Annotated in this window: 18 protein-coding genes; 13 read left to right on the forward strand and 5 right to left on the reverse strand. The window is 69.1% G+C overall.

Annotated features, from left to right (window positions below; genetic code table 11):
• Positions 1-264 precede the first annotated feature (264 nt).
• The 9 genes from ASD15_RS27185 (at position 265) to ASD15_RS27225 (ending at position 10,368) form a co-directional block, all read left to right on the forward strand.
• Positions 265-1,473, forward strand: coding sequence for a TIGR04552 family protein (locus ASD15_RS27185; protein ID WP_057158163.1), 1,209 nt, complete (start codon positions 265-267; stop codon positions 1,471-1,473).
• An 11-nt stretch (positions 1,474-1,484) separates the two neighbouring features.
• Entirely contained in the window at positions 1,485-2,291 is an 807-nt protein-coding gene (locus tag ASD15_RS27190) for an ABC transporter substrate-binding protein (RefSeq protein ID WP_157201166.1), read from the forward strand.
• Positions 2,292-2,294: 3 nt separating this feature from the next.
• Positions 2,295-3,116 carry an ABC transporter substrate-binding protein gene (locus ASD15_RS27195; protein ID WP_057158165.1) on the forward strand — a complete coding sequence of 274 codons (822 nt, stop codon included), beginning with the start codon at positions 2,295-2,297 and terminating at the stop codon, positions 3,114-3,116.
• Positions 3,117-3,182: 66 nt separating this feature from the next.
• Positions 3,183-3,896, forward strand: a complete 714-nt coding sequence (locus tag ASD15_RS27200; protein WP_157201167.1) for an RDD family protein — start codon at positions 3,183-3,185, stop codon at positions 3,894-3,896.
• Between the two features lie 10 nt (positions 3,897-3,906).
• On the forward strand, positions 3,907-4,881 hold the full coding sequence (locus ASD15_RS27205) for a stage II sporulation protein M (protein ID WP_057158167.1): 975 nt from the start codon (positions 3,907-3,909) through the stop codon (positions 4,879-4,881).
• On the forward strand, positions 4,871-6,568 hold the full coding sequence (locus ASD15_RS27210; RefSeq protein WP_157201168.1) for a hypothetical protein: 1,698 nt from the start codon (positions 4,871-4,873) through the stop codon (positions 6,566-6,568). The genes ASD15_RS27205 and ASD15_RS27210 overlap by 11 nt, the downstream gene beginning before the upstream one ends.
• A complete protein-coding gene (locus ASD15_RS27215) occupies positions 6,565-7,959 on the forward strand; it encodes a DUF4350 domain-containing protein (protein WP_057158169.1) in 1,395 nt (464 codons plus the stop codon). The genes ASD15_RS27210 and ASD15_RS27215 overlap by 4 nt, the downstream gene beginning before the upstream one ends.
• Positions 7,946-8,995 carry a MoxR family ATPase gene (locus ASD15_RS27220; protein ID WP_057158170.1) on the forward strand — a complete coding sequence of 350 codons (1,050 nt, stop codon included), beginning with the start codon at positions 7,946-7,948 and terminating at the stop codon, positions 8,993-8,995. The genes ASD15_RS27215 and ASD15_RS27220 overlap by 14 nt, the downstream gene beginning before the upstream one ends.
• Positions 8,992-10,368, forward strand: coding sequence for a DUF58 domain-containing protein (locus tag ASD15_RS27225; protein WP_057158171.1), 1,377 nt, complete (start codon positions 8,992-8,994; stop codon positions 10,366-10,368). The genes ASD15_RS27220 and ASD15_RS27225 overlap by 4 nt, the downstream gene beginning before the upstream one ends.
• Before the next feature lie 6 nt (positions 10,369-10,374).
• Here the strand turns inward: ASD15_RS27225 and ASD15_RS27230 are convergent, their stop codons facing one another.
• Positions 10,375-10,947 carry a DUF805 domain-containing protein gene (locus ASD15_RS27230; protein ID WP_057158172.1) on the reverse strand — a complete coding sequence of 191 codons (573 nt, stop codon included), beginning with the start codon at positions 10,945-10,947 and terminating at the stop codon, positions 10,375-10,377.
• Between the two features lie 62 nt (positions 10,948-11,009).
• On the opposite strand from ASD15_RS27230, the gene ASD15_RS27235 reads away from it, so the two are divergent.
• A complete protein-coding gene (locus tag ASD15_RS27235) occupies positions 11,010-11,957 on the forward strand; it encodes an alpha/beta fold hydrolase (RefSeq protein ID WP_057158173.1) in 948 nt (315 codons plus the stop codon).
• Between the two features lie 14 nt (positions 11,958-11,971).
• Here the strand turns inward: ASD15_RS27235 and ASD15_RS27240 are convergent, their stop codons facing one another.
• A complete protein-coding gene (locus ASD15_RS27240; RefSeq protein WP_057158174.1) occupies positions 11,972-13,399 on the reverse strand; it encodes a pitrilysin family protein in 1,428 nt (475 codons plus the stop codon).
• Positions 13,400-13,409: 10 nt separating this feature from the next.
• Complete coding sequence (locus ASD15_RS27245) at positions 13,410-14,828, reverse strand: pitrilysin family protein (RefSeq protein WP_057158175.1); 1,419 nt, start codon at positions 14,826-14,828, stop codon at positions 13,410-13,412.
• A 172-nt stretch (positions 14,829-15,000) separates the two neighbouring features.
• Between ASD15_RS27245 and ASD15_RS27250 the strand changes: the two genes are divergently transcribed.
• The 3 genes from ASD15_RS27250 to ASD15_RS32990 all read left to right on the forward strand — a co-directional run bounded on the left by ASD15_RS27250 (position 15,001) and on the right by ASD15_RS32990 (position 18,223).
• Positions 15,001-15,465 (forward strand): cache domain-containing protein, encoded by a 465-nt coding sequence (locus ASD15_RS27250; RefSeq protein WP_057158176.1) that lies wholly within the window; start codon positions 15,001-15,003, stop codon positions 15,463-15,465.
• Positions 15,466-15,579: 114 nt separating this feature from the next.
• A complete protein-coding gene (locus ASD15_RS27255) occupies positions 15,580-17,871 on the forward strand; it encodes a bifunctional diguanylate cyclase/phosphodiesterase (RefSeq protein WP_057158177.1) in 2,292 nt (763 codons plus the stop codon).
• Between the two features lie 13 nt (positions 17,872-17,884).
• The gene (locus ASD15_RS32990; RefSeq protein ID WP_057158178.1) at positions 17,885-18,223 is read left to right on the forward strand and encodes an HNH endonuclease; all 339 of its coding nucleotides are present in this window, start codon (positions 17,885-17,887) and stop codon (positions 18,221-18,223) included.
• 34 nt (positions 18,224-18,257) lie between these two features.
• On the opposite strand, the gene ASD15_RS27265 is transcribed toward ASD15_RS32990, so the two are convergent.
• Both ASD15_RS27265 and ASD15_RS27270 read right to left on the reverse strand, forming a co-directional pair.
• Positions 18,258-20,321: a S9 family peptidase gene (locus ASD15_RS27265; RefSeq protein WP_057158179.1), complete on the reverse strand. Its 2,064-nt coding sequence runs from the start codon at positions 20,319-20,321 to the stop codon at positions 18,258-18,260.
• 166 nt (positions 20,322-20,487) lie between these two features.
• Positions 20,488-20,940 (reverse strand): hypothetical protein, encoded by a 453-nt coding sequence (locus ASD15_RS27270; RefSeq protein WP_057158180.1) that lies wholly within the window; start codon positions 20,938-20,940, stop codon positions 20,488-20,490.
• Between the last annotated feature and the right edge of the window lie 164 nt (positions 20,941-21,104).

The following is a 21,104-nucleotide window of genomic DNA, read 5'->3' on the forward strand; positions in this document are numbered from 1 at the left end:
GGGCGCGCGTAGGCGGGGCCAAGCCGGGCTGGCCAGGATCGCTTGTGCCTGTCAGATTGGAACTCATGGCAGTAAATATAGCGCGGCCCAGCTCCGTGCGACGCCCGTTTGGTTGCCCGTTGCTGCGCTTGTTGCGGCGCATCAAGCCTGAATCTGGCTCGCGGCGCATTTGCAACGGCGGCCCTATTGATGCGCGGCGCCGATTGACCGCCGCCCGGCACGGGGGGATACTTGCTCATTGGATAGCGCTGATGGCATAGAGACATGACCGAACTGCATGCGTCACTCAAGTGCGCGCACAAATTCTCGCTGAACTGGGGCTACCTTAACGCCATCGCCAGCGGCGTGTCCGCCATCGACCTGGGAGCGCTGGCGCTGCGCAATCTGCACGACGCGCGCCAGTTCGTGCTGGAGTACGGCTTCGACCTGGCGCAGCCGGCCGCGCCCGCCATTATTGCCCGCGCGCACCGCGAAGCGGTGGGCTTCATCGCCAGCACCTTCCTGGAACCGGGCCAGGCCGCCCTGATTCCGCCCGAGGTGCGCACGCCGGACGACCCCTTGCAGCTGCTGGTGTACGCCTCGCGGCGCGGCCTGCAGGCGGACGCGCTGCGCATGTGGTCGTGCGCGGTGCTGAAGGTCATGCACGGCATTTTCTACATCGACAACAACCTCAAGCTGCGCCACTTCAACACCATCCGCGAACAGGTGTTCGCCTCGCTGGACGAAGTGATACGCAGCGACGGCGGCCAGTATTACCTGACGCACGGCGACACCTGCTTGCCGCTGCTGCACTTTGACCGCAAGAACAACAAGGGCCGCAACAGCATCCTGCTCAAGCTGCTGCAAAAGGCGGCCTACCTGGCGGCGGACGTGTACGACCACCTGGGCGTGCGGATGATCTTCAACACGCGCTTCGAGTGCCTGCTGGCCTTGCAGACCCTGCAGCGCGCGCACCTGCTGTCGGTCACCAACGTCGATTCGCAACGCACCCGCAACACGCTGCTGGACATGGAGGCCGCCAAGGAGGTGTTCTGCAAGTACCGGCCCATGCTGGAACGCAGCGAGGCGTACCCTGCCGAACTGCTGCAGCGCATGGACCAGGAGCTGCTGGCGCACTCGGAGCAGCAGACCCGCAGCGACAATCCGCACAGCGGCGAAGGCTTCAGCAGCATCCAGGTGACGGTGCGCAAAATGATCCATCTGCACGCCAGCGACGCCGGCGGCAGCAGCCTGCCCATTTTCGCCGCACAGGATGCCGCCGCGCAGGAATCGGCCGAGCCGGACTACGACGTCGGCTTCTTCTTCGAGTACGAGATCCAGCTGATGGACAAGGCCAGCCACGACCTCAGCCTGAGCGGGCCGGCCAGCCACGAAGCCTACAAGCGGCGCCAGGTGGAAACGGCGCGCCTGCGCGTGCTGGGCCGCGAACTGCTGCGCTGGATGGACGAGCACAGCGCGGCCGCCGTGGCATGAGCGGCGCCGCGATGCCACCAACCGCGCCTCCTGCCGTGCCGCCGGCGCAATTGCCTCTGCGGGCGCGGGCCGCGCTGGCCGCCACGCTGGCCTGCGGCCTGCTGTCCACGGCGGCGGCGGCCCCGCTGGTGCTGCGCACGGCGGCGCAGGACAACAATCCCCTGAAGTACGAGCTGAACGCCAAGCGCAAAGGCATCTGCGTGGACGTCATCAAGGCCGTCGAGCAGGTGTCGCCGGGGCTGCACCTGACCGGCTGGACCCAGCCCATGTCGCTGCCGCGCATCGAGTCGGCGCTGATGGAGGGCCAGCTCGACGTGTTCTGCGCGCTGATCCGCACCAAGGCGCGCGCGGCCAGGTTCACCTACATCGATATCCCGGTCTACACGGTGCGCCACAGGATCGCGGTGCGCGCCGACGACCAGGTGGCGATCCAGACACTGGACGAAATCCGCAAGCTGGGCCCGGGCAATGTGATCATCGTCTCCCGGGGCACGGCGCACGAAAGCCTGCTGCAAGGCGAGACCGGGCTGGAGCTCGACGCCAGCAGCCGCGACACCGAGGTGAACTTGCGCAAACTGCTGAACAAGCGCGGGCGCTTTTTTTACCACAGCGAAAGCTCGCTGCAGCGCACCATCGCGGACGAGCACCTGACCGGCATGATACGGCTGCTGCCCACCGTGTTCCGCGAGGAGGCGCTGTACTTCGTGGTCTCGCGCAAGCTGGCGCCGGCCGCCGCCGAACAGCTGCGGCAGGCGCTGCAAACGCTGGCCCAGCGCGGCGAGCTGCAGAAAATCCACGCCAGCTACAAGGACCGCTGAGCCATGCCGCACCTGCGCCCCCGCCTGTTCCTGTCCGTGTGCCTGCCCCTGGCCTGGCTCTCAGCAGCGCTGCCGTCCGTGGCGGCGCACGCCGCCGGCGCACGCCAGGCGGCGCCGCTGGTCATGTGCTACGAAGATGTGGCGCAGCGCCCGTGGAGTTCGCCCGACGGCACAGGCTTGAATTTCGAGTTGCTGCGGCGCGTGGAAAAGCAGCTGGGCGAGCGCTTCGTGTACGCCGCCAAGCCGTGGCGGCGCTGTATCGAGGAACTGCGCCTGGGCACGGTGGACGCGGTGATCGCCGCCGCCGACGACCAGGCCAGGCGCAGCTTCGGCGCCTATCCGCTGCTGGCCGACGGCAGCGCCGATCCGGCGCGCGCGCTGTATTCGGACAGCCACCACGTGTTCCTGCGCACGGGCGGGCGCGGCAGCTGGGACGGGCACACGCTGCAGGCGCCCAACCGGGAAGTGGCGGTACAGTCGGGCTACCTGATCGGCACCGTGCTGCGCGAGCGCGGCTACCGCCCGCGCGAACTGGTGAAGTCGGCCGACGACGCGCTGCGCCTGCTGCTGACCGGCATGTTCGACGTCGCCATCCTGCAGGGCATCGAAGCGAGCAAGCTGGTGCGCAACGACCCGCGCTTCCAGGGCCATATCACGCAGGCCGCGCAGCCCTACCGGGTGCTGGACCTGCACCTGGTCTTCAACCGCGCCACCTACCGCCGCAACGCGCAGCGCGCGGACGCCATCTGGCACGCCATCGCGGCGGTGCGCGGCTCGGCCGAATATCGCCGGCTGGCCGGCGAAGCGGGAGTGCAGGAACCGTAGCCGGACAAGCCATGGGAAGCTTGGCAAGCTGCCCTGTTTTCTTTTTTTGCAACTCCGCAGCCGTTCTTGGATACAATACCATCCCATGAACACCCCACCCGCACGGCCTTGATCGACGGCCGCCTCTCGCTGACCACGCCGGAAGGCACGCGCCTGCTGCTGACCCCGGCCGGACCGGCTCCGCGTGCCTGGGCCTGGGCGCTGGACGTGGCGCTGTGGCTGACTTTCATGGGCCTGGCCAGCTGGCTGCTGAGCGGACCGCGCATGGCGCAGGGGGTGCTGGCGGTGCTGGCCTTCGTCAGCTACTGGGGCTATCCCGTCATTTGCGAAGTCCATTTCCAGGGCCAGACGGTGGGCAAGCGCGCGCTCGGCCTGCAGGTCCGGCGCGACAACGGGCTGCCGGTGGGCTGGCGCGAATCGGCGCTGCGCAACCTGCTGCTGGTGGCCGACTTCCTGCCGCTGGCCTACGCCACCGGCCTGGCCTGCATGCTGTATGACCGCCAGTTCCGTCGCCTGGGCGACATCGTGGCCGGCACGCTGGTGGTGTACCGCGACCGGCCGCCGCCGCGTCCCGCGGTGCGCGAGGCGGCGCCGCTGCCGCTGCCCTTCCCGCTCACGTCCGCGCAGCAGCGCGCGCTGGCCGACCTGTTCGACCGCGAACAGGGCCTGCCGCCGGCGCGGCTGGAAGAACTGGGCAGCATCGCCGAGCCGCTCACCGGCCTCACCGGCGCGGCCTCGCTGGACCGCCTGCGTTCCTACGCAGCGGGACTGAAGCAATGAGGCCGGCTGCATGAAGCAAACCCAGTTTGAACAGCAGCACGCGCCGCTGTGGGAAGCGGTCGACGCCATCCTGCAGAACCGCTCGGACGACGCCGCCGCCCTGCCGTCGCTGTACCGCCGCCTGTGCCAGTGCCTGGCGCTGGCCGGCCAGCGCGGCTATTCCCCGGCCCTGACCGACTATCTGCACGCGCAGGCGGCAGCCTGCCACTTGCGCCTGTACGGCAGCGTGGCCGAGCGCCCGCGCGCCCTGCTGCAATGGATGCTGGTCGATTTCCCGTGCCGGGTGCGCGCAGAATGGCGCTTGCTGCTGCTGGCGGCGCTGGCGGTGTTCGGCGTGGCGCTGGCCCTGGGCCTGCTGGTGTGGCAGCAGCCGTACTGGGCGCACAGTTTCATCGATCCGGCGCAGCTGGAAAAATACCGCCAGATGTACAAGCCCGGCCGCATCGACATCGGGCGCGGGCAGGAAGGCGACCTGCAAATGTTCGGCCACTACATCTGGAACAACGTGTCGATCTGCTTCCGCACGTTCGCCGGCGGCATCTTCGGCGGCCTGCCGTCGCTGCTCAGCCTGGCCTTCAACGGCATGCACATGGGCGTGATCGCCAGCTGGCTGAGCATGGACCCGCTGACGCGCACCAATTTCTGGTCCTTCGTGGTGACCCACTCCAGTTTCGAGATCACCGGCCTGGTGCTGGCTGGCCTGTCCGGCATGCGCCTCGGGCTGGCGCTGATCGCCCCCGGGCGCCTGAGCCGGCGCCACGCGCTGTACGCCAGCAGCCGCGCCATGTTCCCGGTCATCGTGGGGGCGGCGATGCTGACCCTGCTGGCCGCCTTCGTGGAAGCGTTCTGGTCCGCCAGCGCGGCCGTGCCGCCGCAAGTGAAGTACGCGGTGGGCGGCGTGTGCTGGACGGCGGTGATCGCCTTCTTCCTGCTGGCCGGCCGCCGCAGCGGCGCGCATGGCCGGGGAGCACCGCATGCGGATTGACAAGCTGCAGATCGCGCTGCGGCCGCGCCCCGCGCCGCAGGCGCTGGACCTGGGCTTCGCGCTGCTGCGCGCGCACGCCGGGCCGGTGTACAAGACCTGGCTGGCGCTGTGGCTGCCCCTGTGCGCCCTGTCGCAGCTGCTGATCTGGGCCGCGCCCGGCTACGCGGCCTTGTGGATGTTCCTGCCCTGGTGGCTGCGGCCGCTGCTCGAACGCGGCCCGCTGTACGTGCTGTCGCGCCAGGTGTTCGGCGAGGACGTGACGTGGCGCCAGGCGCTGCGTGCCTGGCCGCGCCAGCTGGGCGGCGGCTGGTTCCGGCTGCTGACCTGGTGGCGTTTTTTCATGCCGGGACGCGGCCTGTACCAGCCGGTCTGGCAGCTCGAGCAGGCGCGCGGCGCCACTGCCAGCGAGCGCCGCAACGTCATCGGCCGCAACGGCACCGGCGCCGCCGCCTACCGCTTCGGCCTGGCCTGCGCCCACTTCGACGCGGTGCTGAATTTCGGCCTGGTGGCCCTGGTCGGGCTGTTCTTCAGCGAAGGCCCTGCCATCAATCCGCTGGCCGTCTTCGTCTCGGGCGGCAACGGCACCTGGCTCGACCTGGTGGTGATGGCCGCCTATACCGTCTCGGGCGGCATCGTGGGGCCGGTCTACACCGCCTGCTGCTTCACCCTGTACCTGAACCGGCGCGCCACGCTGGAAGCATGGGATATCGAGATCACGCTGCGCCAGATCCAGGCGCCGGCGGCGCGCCACCAGCCGCAGCAGGCCGCGCCTGCGCCGGCGGCAACGCCGGTATCGGCCCAGGCCGGCCGCGCCAGTCCGCAGCTGCTGGCCCTGCTGGCGGCGCTGGCCAGCGTGCTGCTGGCAGCTGGGCTGCTGTGCGCGCCGGCCGGCGCCGAACCGCTGCAAGCGGCCGCGCCGCCGCCCGCCGCAGCGCCGGGCGACCTGCAGTGCGAGCGGCCACGGCACCTGGAGGAGCAGATCGGCAAGCATGCGCCGGTGCGCAGCGCCGAACAGGCTGCGCTGCGCGCGGAACTGCGGCGGCTGTACAACAGCGACGACCTGCGCGGCTACAAGTGCGAGGACAGCTGGCACTTCAAGGATTTCGACGAAGCGGAGCAGAAGCCGGAGCGCCCGCCCAAGCTGCCGGACCTGAGCGTGCTGGCCCTGGTCATCAAAGTACTGCTGATCGCCGGCGGCGTGGCCCTGGTGGCATGGCTGCTGTACCGCTATCGCGGCAAATTCGCGTGGCTGCTGCCGGCCCCGGCTATGCATGCCGCCACCGAGATCGCCGGATTGGACATCCGCGCCGAAAGCCTGCCCGGCGACGTGGCGGGAGCGGTGCGCCGCCTGTGGGACCAGGGCGACCGGCGCGGCGCGCTGGCCTTGCTGTACCGCGCCACCTTGTCGCGCCTGGTGCAGCAGGATGGCTTGCTGCTGGCGCAGGGCGCCACCGAGGGCGACTGCCTGCGCCTGGCGCAGCAGGCCGCCCTGCCTGCCGCGCGCTACCAGGTCGCCGCCACCGCCACCACGCTGTGGCTGAACGGCGCCTACGGTGCGCGCTGGCCCGATAGCGCCGCGCTGTACGCCGCCTGCGGCGCGTGGCGGGCGCAGTTTGAAGCACAGCCCGGCGCGCAGGCCGGCGGGCTGCCTGGCGGACCGTCCGCCGCGCACCTGGAGCGCCCATGAGCACCGCCAAGACAGCAGTCCCGCGCCGTCCGGGCCGAGGCGCGCGCACGCTGCTCGCCCTGGCTTGCGTGGGCGCGCTGGCCGGCAGCGTGTGGCTGTGGTACGCCGTCATGGAACATTCGCCGACTGCGGTGCCCTATGTGTCCCCGCTGGCCATCAACAACCCCATGCTGGCCGCCGGCACCCTGCTCACGCAGCACGGCTACAGCGTCGAGGTCGAGCAGCGGCTGAGCGGCGTGAGCCTGTCCCGGCTGCCGGCCGGCACGCTGATCCTGGCCGACAACGGCGGCCAGGTCGATCCGGTGCAGGCCGCGCAGCTAATGGACTGGGCCCGGCGCGGCAACACCGTGGTGCTGCAGCCCAAGTGGGTGCCGGTGCAGTACCGCGCGGAAGACAACGCGCGCCGCCCCGACAGCGGCAAACGCTTGTCGCCGCTGACCGAGCCGGACCCGCTGGGCGCGCGTTTCGGCGTTGGCCTGAGCTACCGCAACAAGCTGCGCGCCAACTGCGACACGGTCAATGGCGCCGCCGAGGCCCTGCCGCCGGAAGACGGCGAGGACGTGCCGGACGAGGACGAGCAGGCCGGCGAGGAAGCCGGCGACCAGGCAAGCGGCGCGGACGGCGCCCATGCCGGCGACGACGAAAACACGGCCACGGACAAGCCGAAGGACCTGCGCCAGCTGACCTGCGTGACCCTGCCCGGCGGCCAGTATCCGCTCGCGCTGGACACCGGCACCGAGGTGCTGCATACCCTGCGCGAGGTCCACCAGCCGCTGTGGAGCGATTTCGACGGCATGTCGGTGCGCGCCTACCGCGAAGGCCGGGGCCACGTCGTCATGGTATCGGACAATTATTTCAACAACCAGCGCCTGCCGCGCCTGGACCACGCCGAGCTGCTGCTGGGCGTGGCCGGCCTGAACCAGCAAGGCCGCAACGTGATGCTGGTGCTGCACGCCGACGCGGCGCCGTGGTACGCCATGCTGTGGCGCGCCGCGTGGATGCCGCTGACCGCGCTGGCGGTGCTGCTGGCGCTGCTGCTGTGGCGCGCCGGGCGCCGCTTCGGCCCGCTGCTGCCGCAGCCTTCCGGCGAGCGCCGCTCGCTGCTCGAGCACATCGAAGCGAGCGGCAACTGGCTATGGCGCGCCAAAGGCGGCCGCGGGGTGCTGCTGGCCGCCGCCCGCCAGGAAACCGAGGCGCTGCTGCGGCGCCGCGCGCCGGAGCTGCTGCAGCTTGGCGACGACGAGAAAGCCGCGCGCCTGGCGCGCCTGTGCAATACCCAGCAGATCGACATGCGCGGCGCCCTGTACGGCCCGGCCGCGTCCCATCCGGCCGCGTTCACGCGCCAGATCCAGCTACTCCAACAAGTGAGAATCCATTATGAGCGACAGTAACCAGGCGGTCTCCAACGACGACCGCGCAGCCGACAGCACGGTAGCCGGCGCAGCCGGCGGCAGCGACATCAGCCCGGAGCGCCTGCAGCAGGCGCTCGACATCGCGCGCCGCATGGCCGAGGAAATCCGCCGCGCCGTGGTCGGCCAGCAGGAGGTGATCGACCAGGTGCTGGCCTGCATGCTGGCCGGCGGCCACGTGCTGGTGGAAGGCGTGCCGGGGCTGGGCAAGACGCTGCTGGTGCGGGCGCTGGCCAAGACCTTCGCCGGCGAATTCTCGCGCATCCAGTTCACGCCCGACCTGATGCCGGCCGACGTGATGGGGCACGCCGTGTTCGACCTGAAGAACCAGACCTTCAGCGTGCGCAAGGGTCCGGTGTTCGCCAACCTGTTGCTGGCCGACGAGATCAACCGCGCGCCGGCCAAAACCCAGTCCGCGCTGCTCGAGGCGATGCAGGAAAGCCAGGTCACCATCGAAGGCGAGGCGCACGCGCTGGCGCCGCCGTTCATGGTGCTGGCCACCCAGAATCCGCTGGAGAACGAGGGCACCTACCCGCTGCCCGAGGCGCAGCTGGACCGCTTCCTGATCAAGGTGCGCATCGCCTACCCGAGCGAAAGCGAGGAGCAGGCCATGCTGCAAACGGTGACCCGCAACCGCGTGGGCGACGGCCTGGACGTGGCCGCCGTGGCCACGCTGGTCAAGCCGGAAACCGTGCTGGCGCTGCAGCAGCTGGTGGCCCGCATCCGGGTCGACGACAGCGTGGCCAACTACGCGGTGCGCCTGGTGCGCGCCACGCGCGACTGGCCCGGCATCGCCATCGGCGCCGGCCCGCGCGGCAGCATCGCGCTGGTGCGCATGGCGCGCGCCATGGCGCTGCTGGGCGGGCGCGACTACGTGACGCCGGACGACATCAAGCAGGCCAGCCTGCCGGTGCTGCGGCACCGCATCGCCATCTCGCCGGAAAGCGAGCTCGATGGCCTGAACAGCGACCAGCTGCTGGCGGCGCTGGTGCAGCAGATCGCCGCGCCGCGCGCATGACGCCTTCGCGCCGCCTGCTGCTGCTGGTGCTGGCCTGGGCCGGCTTCGGCGCCGCCGCCAGCGCGGCGCTGGTGTTCGCCGCGGCGCCCGCGGCGGGACTCGCCACGGCCTTGGCCGGCGCTTGGTGGCTGGCCGGCGCCGCGCTGCTGGCCGCCGCGCTGGCCGACGCCTGGCAGTCGCTGCGCGCGCCGCCGCTGCGCCTGGAACGCCAGCTGCCCGGCGTGCTGCCGGTGGAGCTGTGGCACGGCGTGACGCTGACGGTGCATAACGGCGGCGCGCGCGCGCTGCGCCTGGACCTGTTCGACGACTACCCGGCCGCGTGGGCCATGGAGGGCATGCCGCACGCCTGCACCGTGGACGGCGGCGCCTTCGTGTCGGTGGCCTACCGCGTCAAGCCCGACCGGCGCGGCAACGCGCGCTTCGGCCAGCCGCACGTGCGCATCGCCACGCCGTGGGGCCTGTGGCAGCGCACCCGGCGCATCGGGCCGCAGCAGGAGGTGAAGGTGTTTCCCGACTATTCGCGCCTGCTGGGCCAGACCCTGCAGGCGACCGACCGCCGCGCGCCGGCGGCCGGCGCCATCCGCAAGCGGCGGCGCGGCGAGGGCACCGACTTCCGCCAGCTGCGCGAATACCGCCAGGGCGACAGCCTGCGCTCGATCGACTGGAAGGCCACGGCGCGACAGCGCAAGCCCATCGCCCGCGAGTACCAGGAGGAGCGCGACCAGCAGGTGGTGTTCCTGCTCGACTGCGGCCGGCGCATGCTGGCCCGCGAGCAAGGCGGCGGCGGACCTGGCGGCAGCGAGCCTGGCAGCCATTTCGACCACGCGCTGCAAGCGGTGCTGACCTTGGGCTTCGTGGCGCAGAAACAGGGCGATTCGGTGGGTTTGATGTGCTTCGGCGGGGCCGCAGCCGAGGGGCGCTGGCTGGCGCCGGCCAAGGGCCGGGCCGGCTTCGACCGCCTGCTGGCCGGGGTGTACGACGTGCAGCCGGATGAAACCGCGCCCGACTACACGCAGGCGGCCGGCGCGCTGATGAAGAAACTGTCCAAGCGCGCCTTCGTGGTCCTGATCACCAACCTGCGCGACGAGGACGACCAGGCCATGCGCAGCGCCTGCGAACTGCTCGGCACGCGCCACATGGTGCTGTGCGCCAGCCTGCGCGAACAGGCGCTGGACCGCGCCGCCGCCGCGCCGGTGACCGGCTTCCAGGACGCGCTGCGCCAGCCGGCCGCCATGCTGTACCTGCAGCAGCGGCGCGAAGCGATACGGCGCCTGGGCCTGCGCGCCAACGCGCTGGTGGACGTGGCGCCCGGCCAGCTGGGTGCTTCACTGATCGGGCGCTACCTGGACATCAAGGAAAGCGGGCAGCTGTAGGCCGGCTTACAGGCCCTGGCTGCCCTGCGCGGCCTGCGCGCGCTCCTTGTACTGCTGGTAGGCCGGCACGCCGAAGGCGGCCATGATGCCGATCATGGTCACGATGCACAGCAGGGGTACCACCAGGCCGAAGATCTTGACCATCAGCGTGTTGGCCGAGGGCGCGGCGCCGAAATCGTTGCCGCCCTCGTCGCCGCGCGCGAACAGCAGGTACAGCGAAACGATGATGTTTACCAGCGGCACCCACAGCAGCAGCGAGAACCAGCCGGAGCGGTTGACGTCGTTGAAGCGGCGCTTGGCCAGCACGAAGCTGAACACCAGCAGCGGCAAATACATCAGGGTGCTGATGGCCACGATGGCGTCCGGGTTGTCCGACAGGATGCCGGCCGCGCCCAGCACGCCCATGACGATGGTCACCGGCAGCATGTTCAGGATGGAGACCAGGAACAGGTAAGCCATGTAGCGCAGGCGGCCGATGCGGCCGCGCCAGGCCCACAGTTTCGGCTCGTAGCTGTCCTTGCCGGCATCCATGCCGGACAAGACGGCGCCGGGCGCCGAGTAGGGATTGGAAGTGTTCACGGTGATGCTCTCCTGGTGGGTGTGGGTTAAAGTTACAAAGTTAAAACAAAAGGAAATCTGCAATGGACGCACAACAACTGGTCTACTTCATCAGCGCCCTGCTCTCGCTGGGCGCGGCGCTGCTGATGGCGCTGGTCCTGTTCGACCGCCTGGCGCCTGCCGCCGCCGCCCGCGCCGGCATCGGGCTGGAGCGGCTGCGCTCCGGCCTGCGCCTGCGCCAGGCCAGCGTGCCCGGCTTCGGCATGCCCTACCTGGAAGGCGGCCGCGGCGACACCCTGGTGCTGGTGCACGGCTTCGCCGGCGACAAGGACAACTTCACCCGCATGGCGCGCTTTCTCACGCCGCACTACCGCGTGATCTGTCCCGACCTGCCCGGCTTCGGCGACGCCGGGCGCGACCCGCAGGCCGGCTACGGCATCGCCGAACAGGCCGAACGCCTGCGCGCGCTGCTCGACCAGCTCGCCCCGGGCAAGGTGCACCTGGGCGGCAACTCCATGGGCGGCTTCATCGCCGCGCAATTTGCCGCCGCCCACCCGGAGCGCGTGGCCAGCCTGTGGCTGCTGGACGCGGCCGGCACGGACGCCTCGCACAGCTCGGCCGTGCTGCAGCACTACGAGGCCAGCGGCGACATGCCGCTGCTGGTGCGCGAGGAGCAGGATTACGCCAACCTGGTCGACGCCTGCACCGCCGAGCGCCCTTTCGTGCCGCACTCGGTGCTCACCGCGCTGGGCCGGCGCGCGGCGGCCGACTTCGCGCTGCACACGGCCATCCTGCGCCAGGTGTCGGCCTCGCCGGTGCTGCAGCCGCAGCCGCACTACGCCGCCATCCCGGCGCTGGTGGTGTGGGGCGAGCAGGACCGGATACTGCACCCGTCCGGCGCGGCCGCCTTCGCCCAGCTGTTCCCGCGCAGCCGCACCGTGATGATGCCGGGCGTGGGCCACCTGCCGATGCTGGAAGCGCCCAGGCGCACCGCGCAGGATTACCTGGACTTCCGCCGCACCATCGCGTGAGGCTGGCGTGAGGCCTACTTGTCGGTGACGGTGAATTCGCCGAACTCCTTGAGCTGTTCGGCGACGGCGGCCTTGTCGCCCACCACCACGATGGACTGGCTCTCCGGCGCGAAATACTTCCGGCCCATCTCGCGCACCTGCGCAGCGCTCACTTTCTGAATCTTCGGCACGAAGCTGCCGAGGAATTCGGGCGGCAGGCCCACCAGCCAGTTGCCGGCCAGGGTGGCGGCCACCGAGCCCTGCAGCTGGTTGGTGATCAGGTAGGAGCCAGCCACGTAGCGCTTGTTCATGCTCATCTCCTCGTCCCCCACCAGCTCCGTGCCCAGCTTGCGGTACTCCTTGAAGTACTCGCCCAGCGCGGCGCCGGTCACTTCGTTGCGCACGTCCGCGCCGCCGATGATGGCGCCGCCGTTGCGGCTCATGCGCGCCCCGGCCGAGGCGCCGTAGGTGTAGCCCTTCTCTTCGCGCAGGTTGAGGTTGACGCGGCTGCTGAAGCCGCCACCCAGGATGGTGCTGGCCAGGCGCAGCGGCACATGATCCTCGACGCTGGCGGCGGCGCCGGGACGGCCCAGGCGCAGGGTCGACTGCACGCTGCCGGCGCGCTCGAGCAGCAGGCGCTGCGGCGGCGCGGCGGCCGGCGCCGCCGGCGTTTCCGGCAGCGCCGGGCCGCTGGCCTTCCAGCTGCCGAAGGCCGCTGCGGCCAGCTTCATGGCCTCGGCTTCCTTGATGCGGCCGGTGATCACCAGCAGGCTGCGCTCGGGGCGGAAGCGCTTGGCGTGTTCGGCGCGCAGCAGCGCCGCGTCGGTGCTGTTGATCGATTCGGCGGTGGCGGTGGTGCGGCTGTACGGATGGTCGCCGTACACGGCGCGCGAGATGGCGCGGTCGGCGCGGAAGCCGGGACGCGCCTCGGCCGCCTTCAGCGCCTGCAGGGCGTTGGTCTTGGCCAGCTTGACTTCCTCGTCCGGGAAGGCCGGTTCGCGCGCCACTTCGGCCAGCAGGGCCGCCATCGGAGCGGCACTGGAGGCCAGCGCGTTGCCGTAGACGGTGATGCCGTCGTTGGAGGTGGAGGCGGCCACGCTGCCGCCCATGCCCTGCGCCGCTTCGGCAATGGCGCGCGAGTCGCGCCTGGCGGTGCCTTCGTTGAGCAGGTTGGCCAGCAGGCTGGCCATGGCCGGGTGCCGGGCGTCGTCGGCGGCGTAGCCGGCGCCGCGCACGGCCAGCACGAAGTCCACCCGCGGCAGGCCGGCGCGCGGCACCACCCACACTTCCAGGCCGTTGGCCAGGGTCTTCCTGCCGATCTTGGGCACCGGCAGCGGCTTGTCGGCGCCGTACGGCGGCACCGGGGATGCAGCGGGCGCCGCTGCGGTGGCGGCGGCAGTCTGGGCGTGCAGCATGGGGGCGCACAACGTGGAGATGGCCACGGCCAGTATCAGTTTCTTCATGGTGCTGTCCTTATTTCGTGCCGGTCGTGGCGGGTGCGGGGGCGGCCGGTGCCGGGGTGGCGGCCGGGGCGGCGGGCGCCTCCTTCGGCGCCGGCTTGCGGTCGATCACGGTGCGGTTGGCCGGGGTCAGGTAAGTGGCCGCCACGCGCTGGATGTCTTCCGACTTCACGCCGTCGATCCAGTCCGGGATCCGGTTGACCACCTTGGCGTCGCCCCACAGCGTTTGCAGCTTGGCCAGCGTGTCGGCGCGGTTCATATAGCTTTCCAGCTTGTTGTACCAGTCGGCCAGCATGGCGGTCTTGACGCGCTGCAGGGTGGCCGCGTCCACGCCGTCCTTGACCACCTTGGCGATTTCCTCGTCCATGGCGGCCAGCACCGCGTCGGCATTGCTGGTCGGCTTGTACATGCTGAATACGGTAAACAGGGTCGGGCCGTCGTATTCCCACGGGCCGGTCAGGCCGTACAGCGGCGACAGGTTCAGCGCCAGCTGACGGCCCTTGACCAGGCCCTGGTACAGGCGCGAGGCGTCGCCGCCGGCCAGCAGTTCACCCAGCACGGCCATCGGCGCCTGGTCCCTGCTGCCGCGGTCCGGCATTTTCCAGGCCGCCGCCAGCGCCGGCACCTGCGCCAGCGTGTCGCTCTGCTGCACCCGCTTCTCGGCCGTGTTCAAGCCTTCGCTGAAGTCGCCGAAGGCCGGCGTGGCGCGTTTCGGGATGGCGCCGAAGTATTTCTTGGCCAGCGCATAGCCCTGCTGCGGCGTGACGTCGCCGGCGATGGCCAGCACCGCGTTGTTGGGGCCGTAGTAGTCGCGGTGGAAGGCGCGCACGTCGTCCAGGCTGGCGCCTTCCAGATCCTGGAAGCTGCCGTAGCCGTCGTGGTTGTTCTCCCACTTCTGGAACGCGTGCTGGCCGATGTCGATCCACATGAAGCCGCCGTACGGCTGGTTTTTCACGTTGACGCGGATCTCCTCCTTGACCACGTCCTGCTGGTTCTTCAGCGTTTTCTCGTTGAAGTCCAGGGTCTTCATGCGGTCCGCCTCCAGCCACAGGATGGCGTCCAGCGCGGAGGCCGGCGCGGTCTCGATGTAGTTGGTGAAGTCGGCGCGGGTCGAGCCGTTGTTGCGGCCGCCGCCGGCGGTGATGGTCTTGTCGAACACGCCCTTGGGCGCGTTCGGCGTGCCCTGGAACATCAGATGCTCGAACAGGTGGGCAAAGCCGGTGCGGTTCTTCGGCTCCAGTCGCATGCCGACCTTGTACACCACGCTCACGCCGACGGTGGGCGAGCTGTGGTCTTCGGTGACGATGACGGTCAAGCCGTTGTCGAGCTTGTTGACGTGCACCGGCACGTCCCAGCGGTCGGTGCTGGCCGCTTGCGCGGACAGCGTGAGCAGGGCGGCGGCCAGCAGGGCGGGAATTTGGCGCATGCGCATAGGGTTCAACCTTTCTGATAGGGATAGAGCGTTCGGCTTTTTTGCCGAATCAGCAATTTTGCCTGTTGCGTCGCAAAAGATACTCACCAATTATTGCGAATGCCATCTTTTTTTTTCAGCGTTTTTTTTCAGCTAAGATATACCCACATCCACAACGTTCGGAGGTGCGCCCATGAAACGACGGCTGATGCTACTAACTCTTGGTACCTCCCTGCTGCTGGCGCGCCTGCCGGCGCACGCCGCCGAACGCGGCACGGCCGAGGAAGCCATGGCCATGGCGAAGAAGGCCATCGCCTACCTGAAAGCCAACGGCAGGGAAAAGGCCTTCGCCGAGATCAACGATCCGCGCGGCCAGTTCACCGACCGCGACCTGTACGTGGTGGTATATGACCTGAACGGCAAAAACCTGGCGCACGGCCAGAACGCGCGCATGATAGGCAAGGACCTGATCGACATCCGCGACGGCGACGGCAAGTACTACATGCGCGAGCGCATCGAGATCATCAAGACCAAGGGCAAGGGCTGGCAGGACTACAAATTCCTCGATCCGCTGACCAAGAAGATCGAGCCGAAATCGATGTATATCGAAAAATACGAAGACCTGATCGTCGGCTGCGGCATCTACAAACCGGATTGACGGGACCGCGGCTCGCCTTCCAAACCGTGACAGCATGCGGGTTTGCAGGTAACATGTCTGGTAAGCAACAACACCAAGAATAATCATGTTACTCGCCACGAAGGAGGGCTGCGATTGCCAGCGCTAAACGACGTCGCGCACTGGCGCGGCCAGATCTTTAAGCGCATCCTGCAATTCGTCCTCGGGCTGGGCGTGGTGACGGCCGTGCCCAGCATCCTGCTGAGCATCTCCGAGAACCTGTGGTCGGTGGTGGTGCTGGACGTGGTGGCGCTGGTGTGGATCTTCGGCATCCTGCGCCTGCCCGGCATCTCCTACGGCGCGCGGGTGCTCAACTTCCTGGCCGTGACCTTCATTTTCGGCGTCGGCCTGCTGGTCAAGGTGGGACCGGTCAGCCAGATCTACCTGATGGCCGTGCCAGTGCTGGCCGCGCTGCTGCTCGGCCTGCGCGCCGGCCTGTGGGCGCTGGCGCTCGACACTGTGGCGCTGCTGGTGATCGGCTTCTACACCAACACCATCCCCGACCTGCAAGGGCTGGAGCTGACCGCCTTCCTCAAATGGAGCGTGATCACCTCCAACTACCTGTTCATCACGGCGGTGCTGACGCTGTCCTGCGGCGTGCTGCTGCAGCGGCTGGAGACATCCATCAGCGACCTGCGCGCCACCGCCGCCTCGCTGGAGCAGGGGCAGCAGGAGCTGACGGCGCTGAACGCCGAACTGCGCCTGACGGCGGCCGCCGTGGCGCGCCTGAACGACATGGTCAGCATCGCCGAGGTGGCGGGCACCGAGCAGCGCATCATCTTCGTCAACCGCGCCTTCGAGCGGCGCAGCGGCTACAACCGCGACGCCATGCTGGGCGGCAGCCTGCGCCTGCTGCAAGGGCCGGAGACGGCCACCGGCACGCTGGACCGCATCAACCAGGCCATGGCGCGCAGCGAAGCGGTGCGCGCCGAGCTGCTGAACTACACGCGCTACGGCGAGCCGTACTGGGTCGAGCGCGAGCTGGTGCCGATCTCCGACGAGGGCGGCACCAACACGCACTGGGTGGCCGTGGAACGCGACATCACCGAGCGCAAGAAGTCCGAGGACGACATCCACCGCCTGGCCTACTTCGACGTGCTGACCGGCCTGCCGAACCGGCGCCTGCTGATGGACCGCATCGACAAGCTGCTGGCCAGCTCGGAACGCAACAGCCAGTACAGCGCAGTGATGTTCATCGACCTGGACAACTTCAAGTACATCAACGACGCGCGCGGCCACGCCACCGGCGACGCGCTGCTGAAGAACGCGGCCGCGCGGCTGGCGCAGCTGATGCGCAAGGCCGACACGGTGGCGCGCATCGGCGGCGACGAGTTCGTGGTGCTGCTGGCGCACCTGAGCGGCGTGTACGCGACGGCCGCCCATTCGGCGCTGGTGGTGGCCGAGAAGATCCGCGCCACCATCGCGGAAGACTTCGTGATCGACGGCCAGAGCTACAGCAGCTCGGCCAGCATCGGCGTGACGTTGCTGCCCAAGGGCGCGGCGGGCGCATCGGGCGAGCAGAACGCGCAGGACCTGCTGCGCGAGGCGGACATCGCCATGTACCGCGCCAAGGCCGACGGGCGCAACGGCATCGCCTTCTTCGAGGCGGCCATGCAGGCCGAGGTGGAGCAGCGCCTGAACCTGGAGCGCGACCTGGCGCTGGCCATCGAGCAGCGCGAACTGGCCATGCACTACCAGGCGCAAGTCGACTGCGACGGCAAGATCATCGGCGCCGAACTGCTGATGCGCTGGCAGCGCGCCGACGGCAGCTGGGTGTCGCCGGCGCAGTTCATTCCGCTGGCCGAGGAGTCGGGCCAGATCCTGGCGCTGGGCGCGTGGGCCATGCGCCAGGCCTGCGACGCGGTGCTGCGCCTGAAGGCGGCCGGACATGCGCTGCCGCTGTCGGTCAACGTCAGCCCGAGCCAGTTCCGGCAGCCGCAGTTCGTCGAACAGGTGCGCGCGCTGCTGGCCGAAACCGGCGCGCCGGCCGAGCTGCTGATCTTCGAGGTGACCGAAGGGCTGCTGGTGGAAAAACTGGAGGACACGGTGCTGCGCATGCGCCAGCTGGCCGCGCTGGGCATCCGCTTCTCGATCGACGATTTCGGCACCGGCTATTCCAGCCTGGCCTACCTGAAGAAGATGCCGCTGTACGAACTGAAGATCGACCGCAGCTTCATCCAGGACACGCCGGCCGACGCGTCGGTGACGGCCATCGTGCAAACCATCCTGGCGATGGCGCACCACCTGGGCCTGAAGGTGGTGGCCGAGGGCGTGGAGACGCAGGCGCAGGCGGACTTCCTCATCAACAGCGACTGCCACGGCATGCAGGGCTACCTGTACGCCCGCCCCGCCCCGCTGGACGCGCTGCTGGCGCGGCTGGCAGGTTGAGCGGAGACTGCGCATGGAATTGATCCTTGCCGCCGTGGCTGTGCTGATAGGCGCACTGGCGTACTCGCTGCGCGCCGCCGGCACCAAGCCGGTCAAGGGCAGCGATTTCTACGTGGTCTCGCGCGACGGCCGCGTGCTGCGCACGCGCGGGCCGCAGGTGAAATGCCTGCGCGCGCTGGCCATGCCGGAAGGCCTGCGCGTCACGCTCAGCAACGGCAGCCGCACCGGCCAGTTTTTCGTGCACGACCTGGTGGCCGAAGCCCACCTGCCCAACCCGGCCCGCCATAGCCGCGTGCGCCACAAGGACGGCAACAAGCGCAACAACGCGGTGGCCAACCTGGAGTGGTACTAAGAAAAAACCCCGCAGCCGCGGGGTTCTAAACTGCCTACTTCCTGGTGTAGGTGTTGAGCCAGTCCAGCACCGTGTGGTGCCATTGCACCGAGTTGGCGGGCTTCAGCACCCAGTGGTTCTCGTCCGGGAACACCAGCAGCTTGCTGTCGACGCCCTGGCGCTGCAGCGCGGTGAACGTGCCCAGCGCTTGCGCGGTCGGGATGCGGAAGTCCAGGTCGCCCTGGATCACCAGCATCGGCGTCTTCCACTTGGCCACGTGGTGCACCGGGTTGAACTTCTCGTGCGACTCCACGGCCTTGTAGTAAGGGCCGCCGTATTCCCACTCGGTAAACCAGATTTCCTCGGTCGAGTAGGCCATGCCGCGGATGTCGAACACGCCGTCGTGGTTGACGATGCACTTGAAGCCGTCGGACCAGTTGCCTTCGATCCAGTTCATCATGTAGCCGCCATAGGACGCGCCCAGCGCGCAGCTGCGCTCGCGGTCCAGCCACGGGAACTTGGCCGCTGCCGCTTCCATGCCCTTTTTCAGGTCTTCCAGCGGCTTGCCGCCCCAGTCGCCGCTGATCGAATCGGTGAAGGCCTGGCCGTAGCCGGTGGAGCCGTGGAAGTCGATGAAGACGGTGGCGTAGCCGGCGCCGGCGTACACCTGCGGGTTCCAGCGGTAGCTCCAGGAGTTGCCGAAGCTGCCCTGCGGGCCGCCGTGCACCAGGAAGGCGATCGGATATTTCTGGCCCGGCTGCGCGTTCCACGGCTTCATCACATGGCCGTACACCGTGTCGCCGTTGGCGCCCTTGAAGGAGAACTGCTCGTACTCGCCGAAGCGCACGTCGGCCAGCGCGGCCTCGTTTACATTGGTCAGCTTGTCGGCCTTCGATGGTGCGCCGAGCTTGAACTTGTACAGCTGCGCGCCCGCAGCGAGCGAGGCTTGCGCCATCACCACCGTGTCGCGCGCCACGCTGAAGGCGGACACGTAGCCCAGGCCGGAGACGGCGCTGGCCTTGCCGCTGGCGGCGTCGATGCTGAACAGGCGGTGCTGGCCGACGTCGTCGGCAGTGGCCAGCAGGGACTTGCCGTCCGGCGCCCAGCGGTAGTCGGACACGGAACGGTCCCAGGCGCCGGTCAGCGCGCGCTTCTTGCCGGTGGCCACGTCCATCAGCACCAGGTGGAAGCGGTCCGCTTCGAAGGTCGGACGCTGCATGGCGGTGTAGGCCAGCGTTTTGCCGTCCGGCGAGAACTGCGCCTTGGTGTCCCAGGCCGGATTCTCGGCGGTCAGGTTGCGCGGCGCGCCGCCGGTGGCGGGCACGCTGTAGAGGTCGAAGTTGGTCGACCAGGCTTCGGTCTTGCCGGCCACGCGGGCCGAGAACACCACCGTCTTGCCGTCCGGGCTGAACTGGTACTCCTCGTGGTCGCCGAAGGGCTTGGACGGCACGTCGCCGTCGATGGTGCCGCTCAGGCTGACCGGCGCGGCGCTGACCTTGCCGGCCGCGTCGATCGGCGCGCTGTACAGCACGTTGTTGCGGCCGTCCTTCCAAGTGTCCCAGTGGCGCACGAACAGGCGGTCGTAGACCTTGCCGGTGGCCTTGTCCTTGGCTTGCGCTTCCACGCGCGCCTTGCTGCAGGCCAGGTCGGCGCAGTCGCGGAACACGGCCAGGCTCATGGCCAGGCGGTCGCCCTGCGGCGACAGGCGGAAGTTTTCCACGTCCACCGGCAGATCGGTCACGCGCGCCGCTTCGCCGCCCGACAGCGGCAGGCGCCACACCTGGTTGCTGCCGCTGCGGGCCGACAGGAAGTAGACCGCGTCGCCGGCCGGCGACCATTCAGGGTCGGTGCTGCTGGCGTCGGCCTGGGTCAGGCGCACCGGCGCCGGCTTGGCCGCGCGCAGGTCCAGCATCCACAGCTGGGTGTTGCCGCGGTTCTTGTCCATATTCGTGGTGCGCACCGTGTACACCACTTTCGACGCGTCCGGCGACAGCAGCGGGCTGCCGACGCGTTCCATTTTCACCAGGTCTTCCACGGTAAAGCCGCGCGGGGCGGCTTGTGCGTGCTGAGCACCGGACGCGGCAAGCGCGGCCGCCAATACCAGCAGACGTAATTTCATGCGGTTATCTCCGACATCGTTATAAAAAAGGCCAGCTTGTGGCTGGCGCAGTCGGACATGATACCAAGATTCGCGGACGAAAGAGGGCCGCCGGCTCCCGCAGGAGCCGGCGGAAAAGGGAGACACCCCGGACGGCGGACACGCCCGGGGCTTGCTACAAAAATCGCTAGCGCAGCGACACCAGCAGGTACTGCACCGGCTGGCCGGCGATGGCGGGCTGCCTGGCGAGCAGCAGTTCGCCGCCCATCTCGCCGCTGGATTTCGGTTCGAAACGCATCTGCACGCTGCGGTCCAGCGCCACGAAGCTGTGCTTGCCCGTGCCGACGATTTCGGTGCGTTCCCCATCGTCCAGCTGCGCATACATGCGCCGGCCCTGGGAGCTCAGCTGCAGCAGGCCGCCGTTGCTCAAGTCGTAGGCGCCCTTGTAGGCGCCGAAATCGATCGCATACGCGGGCAGCCGGCGCGCCGGCACCTCGATGCTCAGCGGTGCGCTGGCGGGGATGGTCACCGTCTCCAGCACTTGCGGATTCTGTTCGCTCGGCGGGTTCTGCACGCTCTGCGCCACGGCGGCGGCGCCGCAGGCCAGGCCCAGCAACGCGAACAACAGCAGGTTTTTCATGATGCTCTCCTTGCGGCTCGCGCGGTGCGCTTTCGCGCCCCGCTAAGATTCAATATAGCGAGCTTTCGCCGCAGCGAGATAGTATTTTTCTCGCCCCCGCGCGGGGTGCATAGCGCCCTTGCATAGGGCCCCGCAGAGCGCCGCGCAGGCTTGCGCTACAATGA

The organism is Massilia sp. Root351 (assembly GCF_001425045.1).
In the GTDB taxonomy this organism is placed as follows: domain Bacteria; phylum Pseudomonadota; class Gammaproteobacteria; order Burkholderiales; family Burkholderiaceae_D; genus Rugamonas.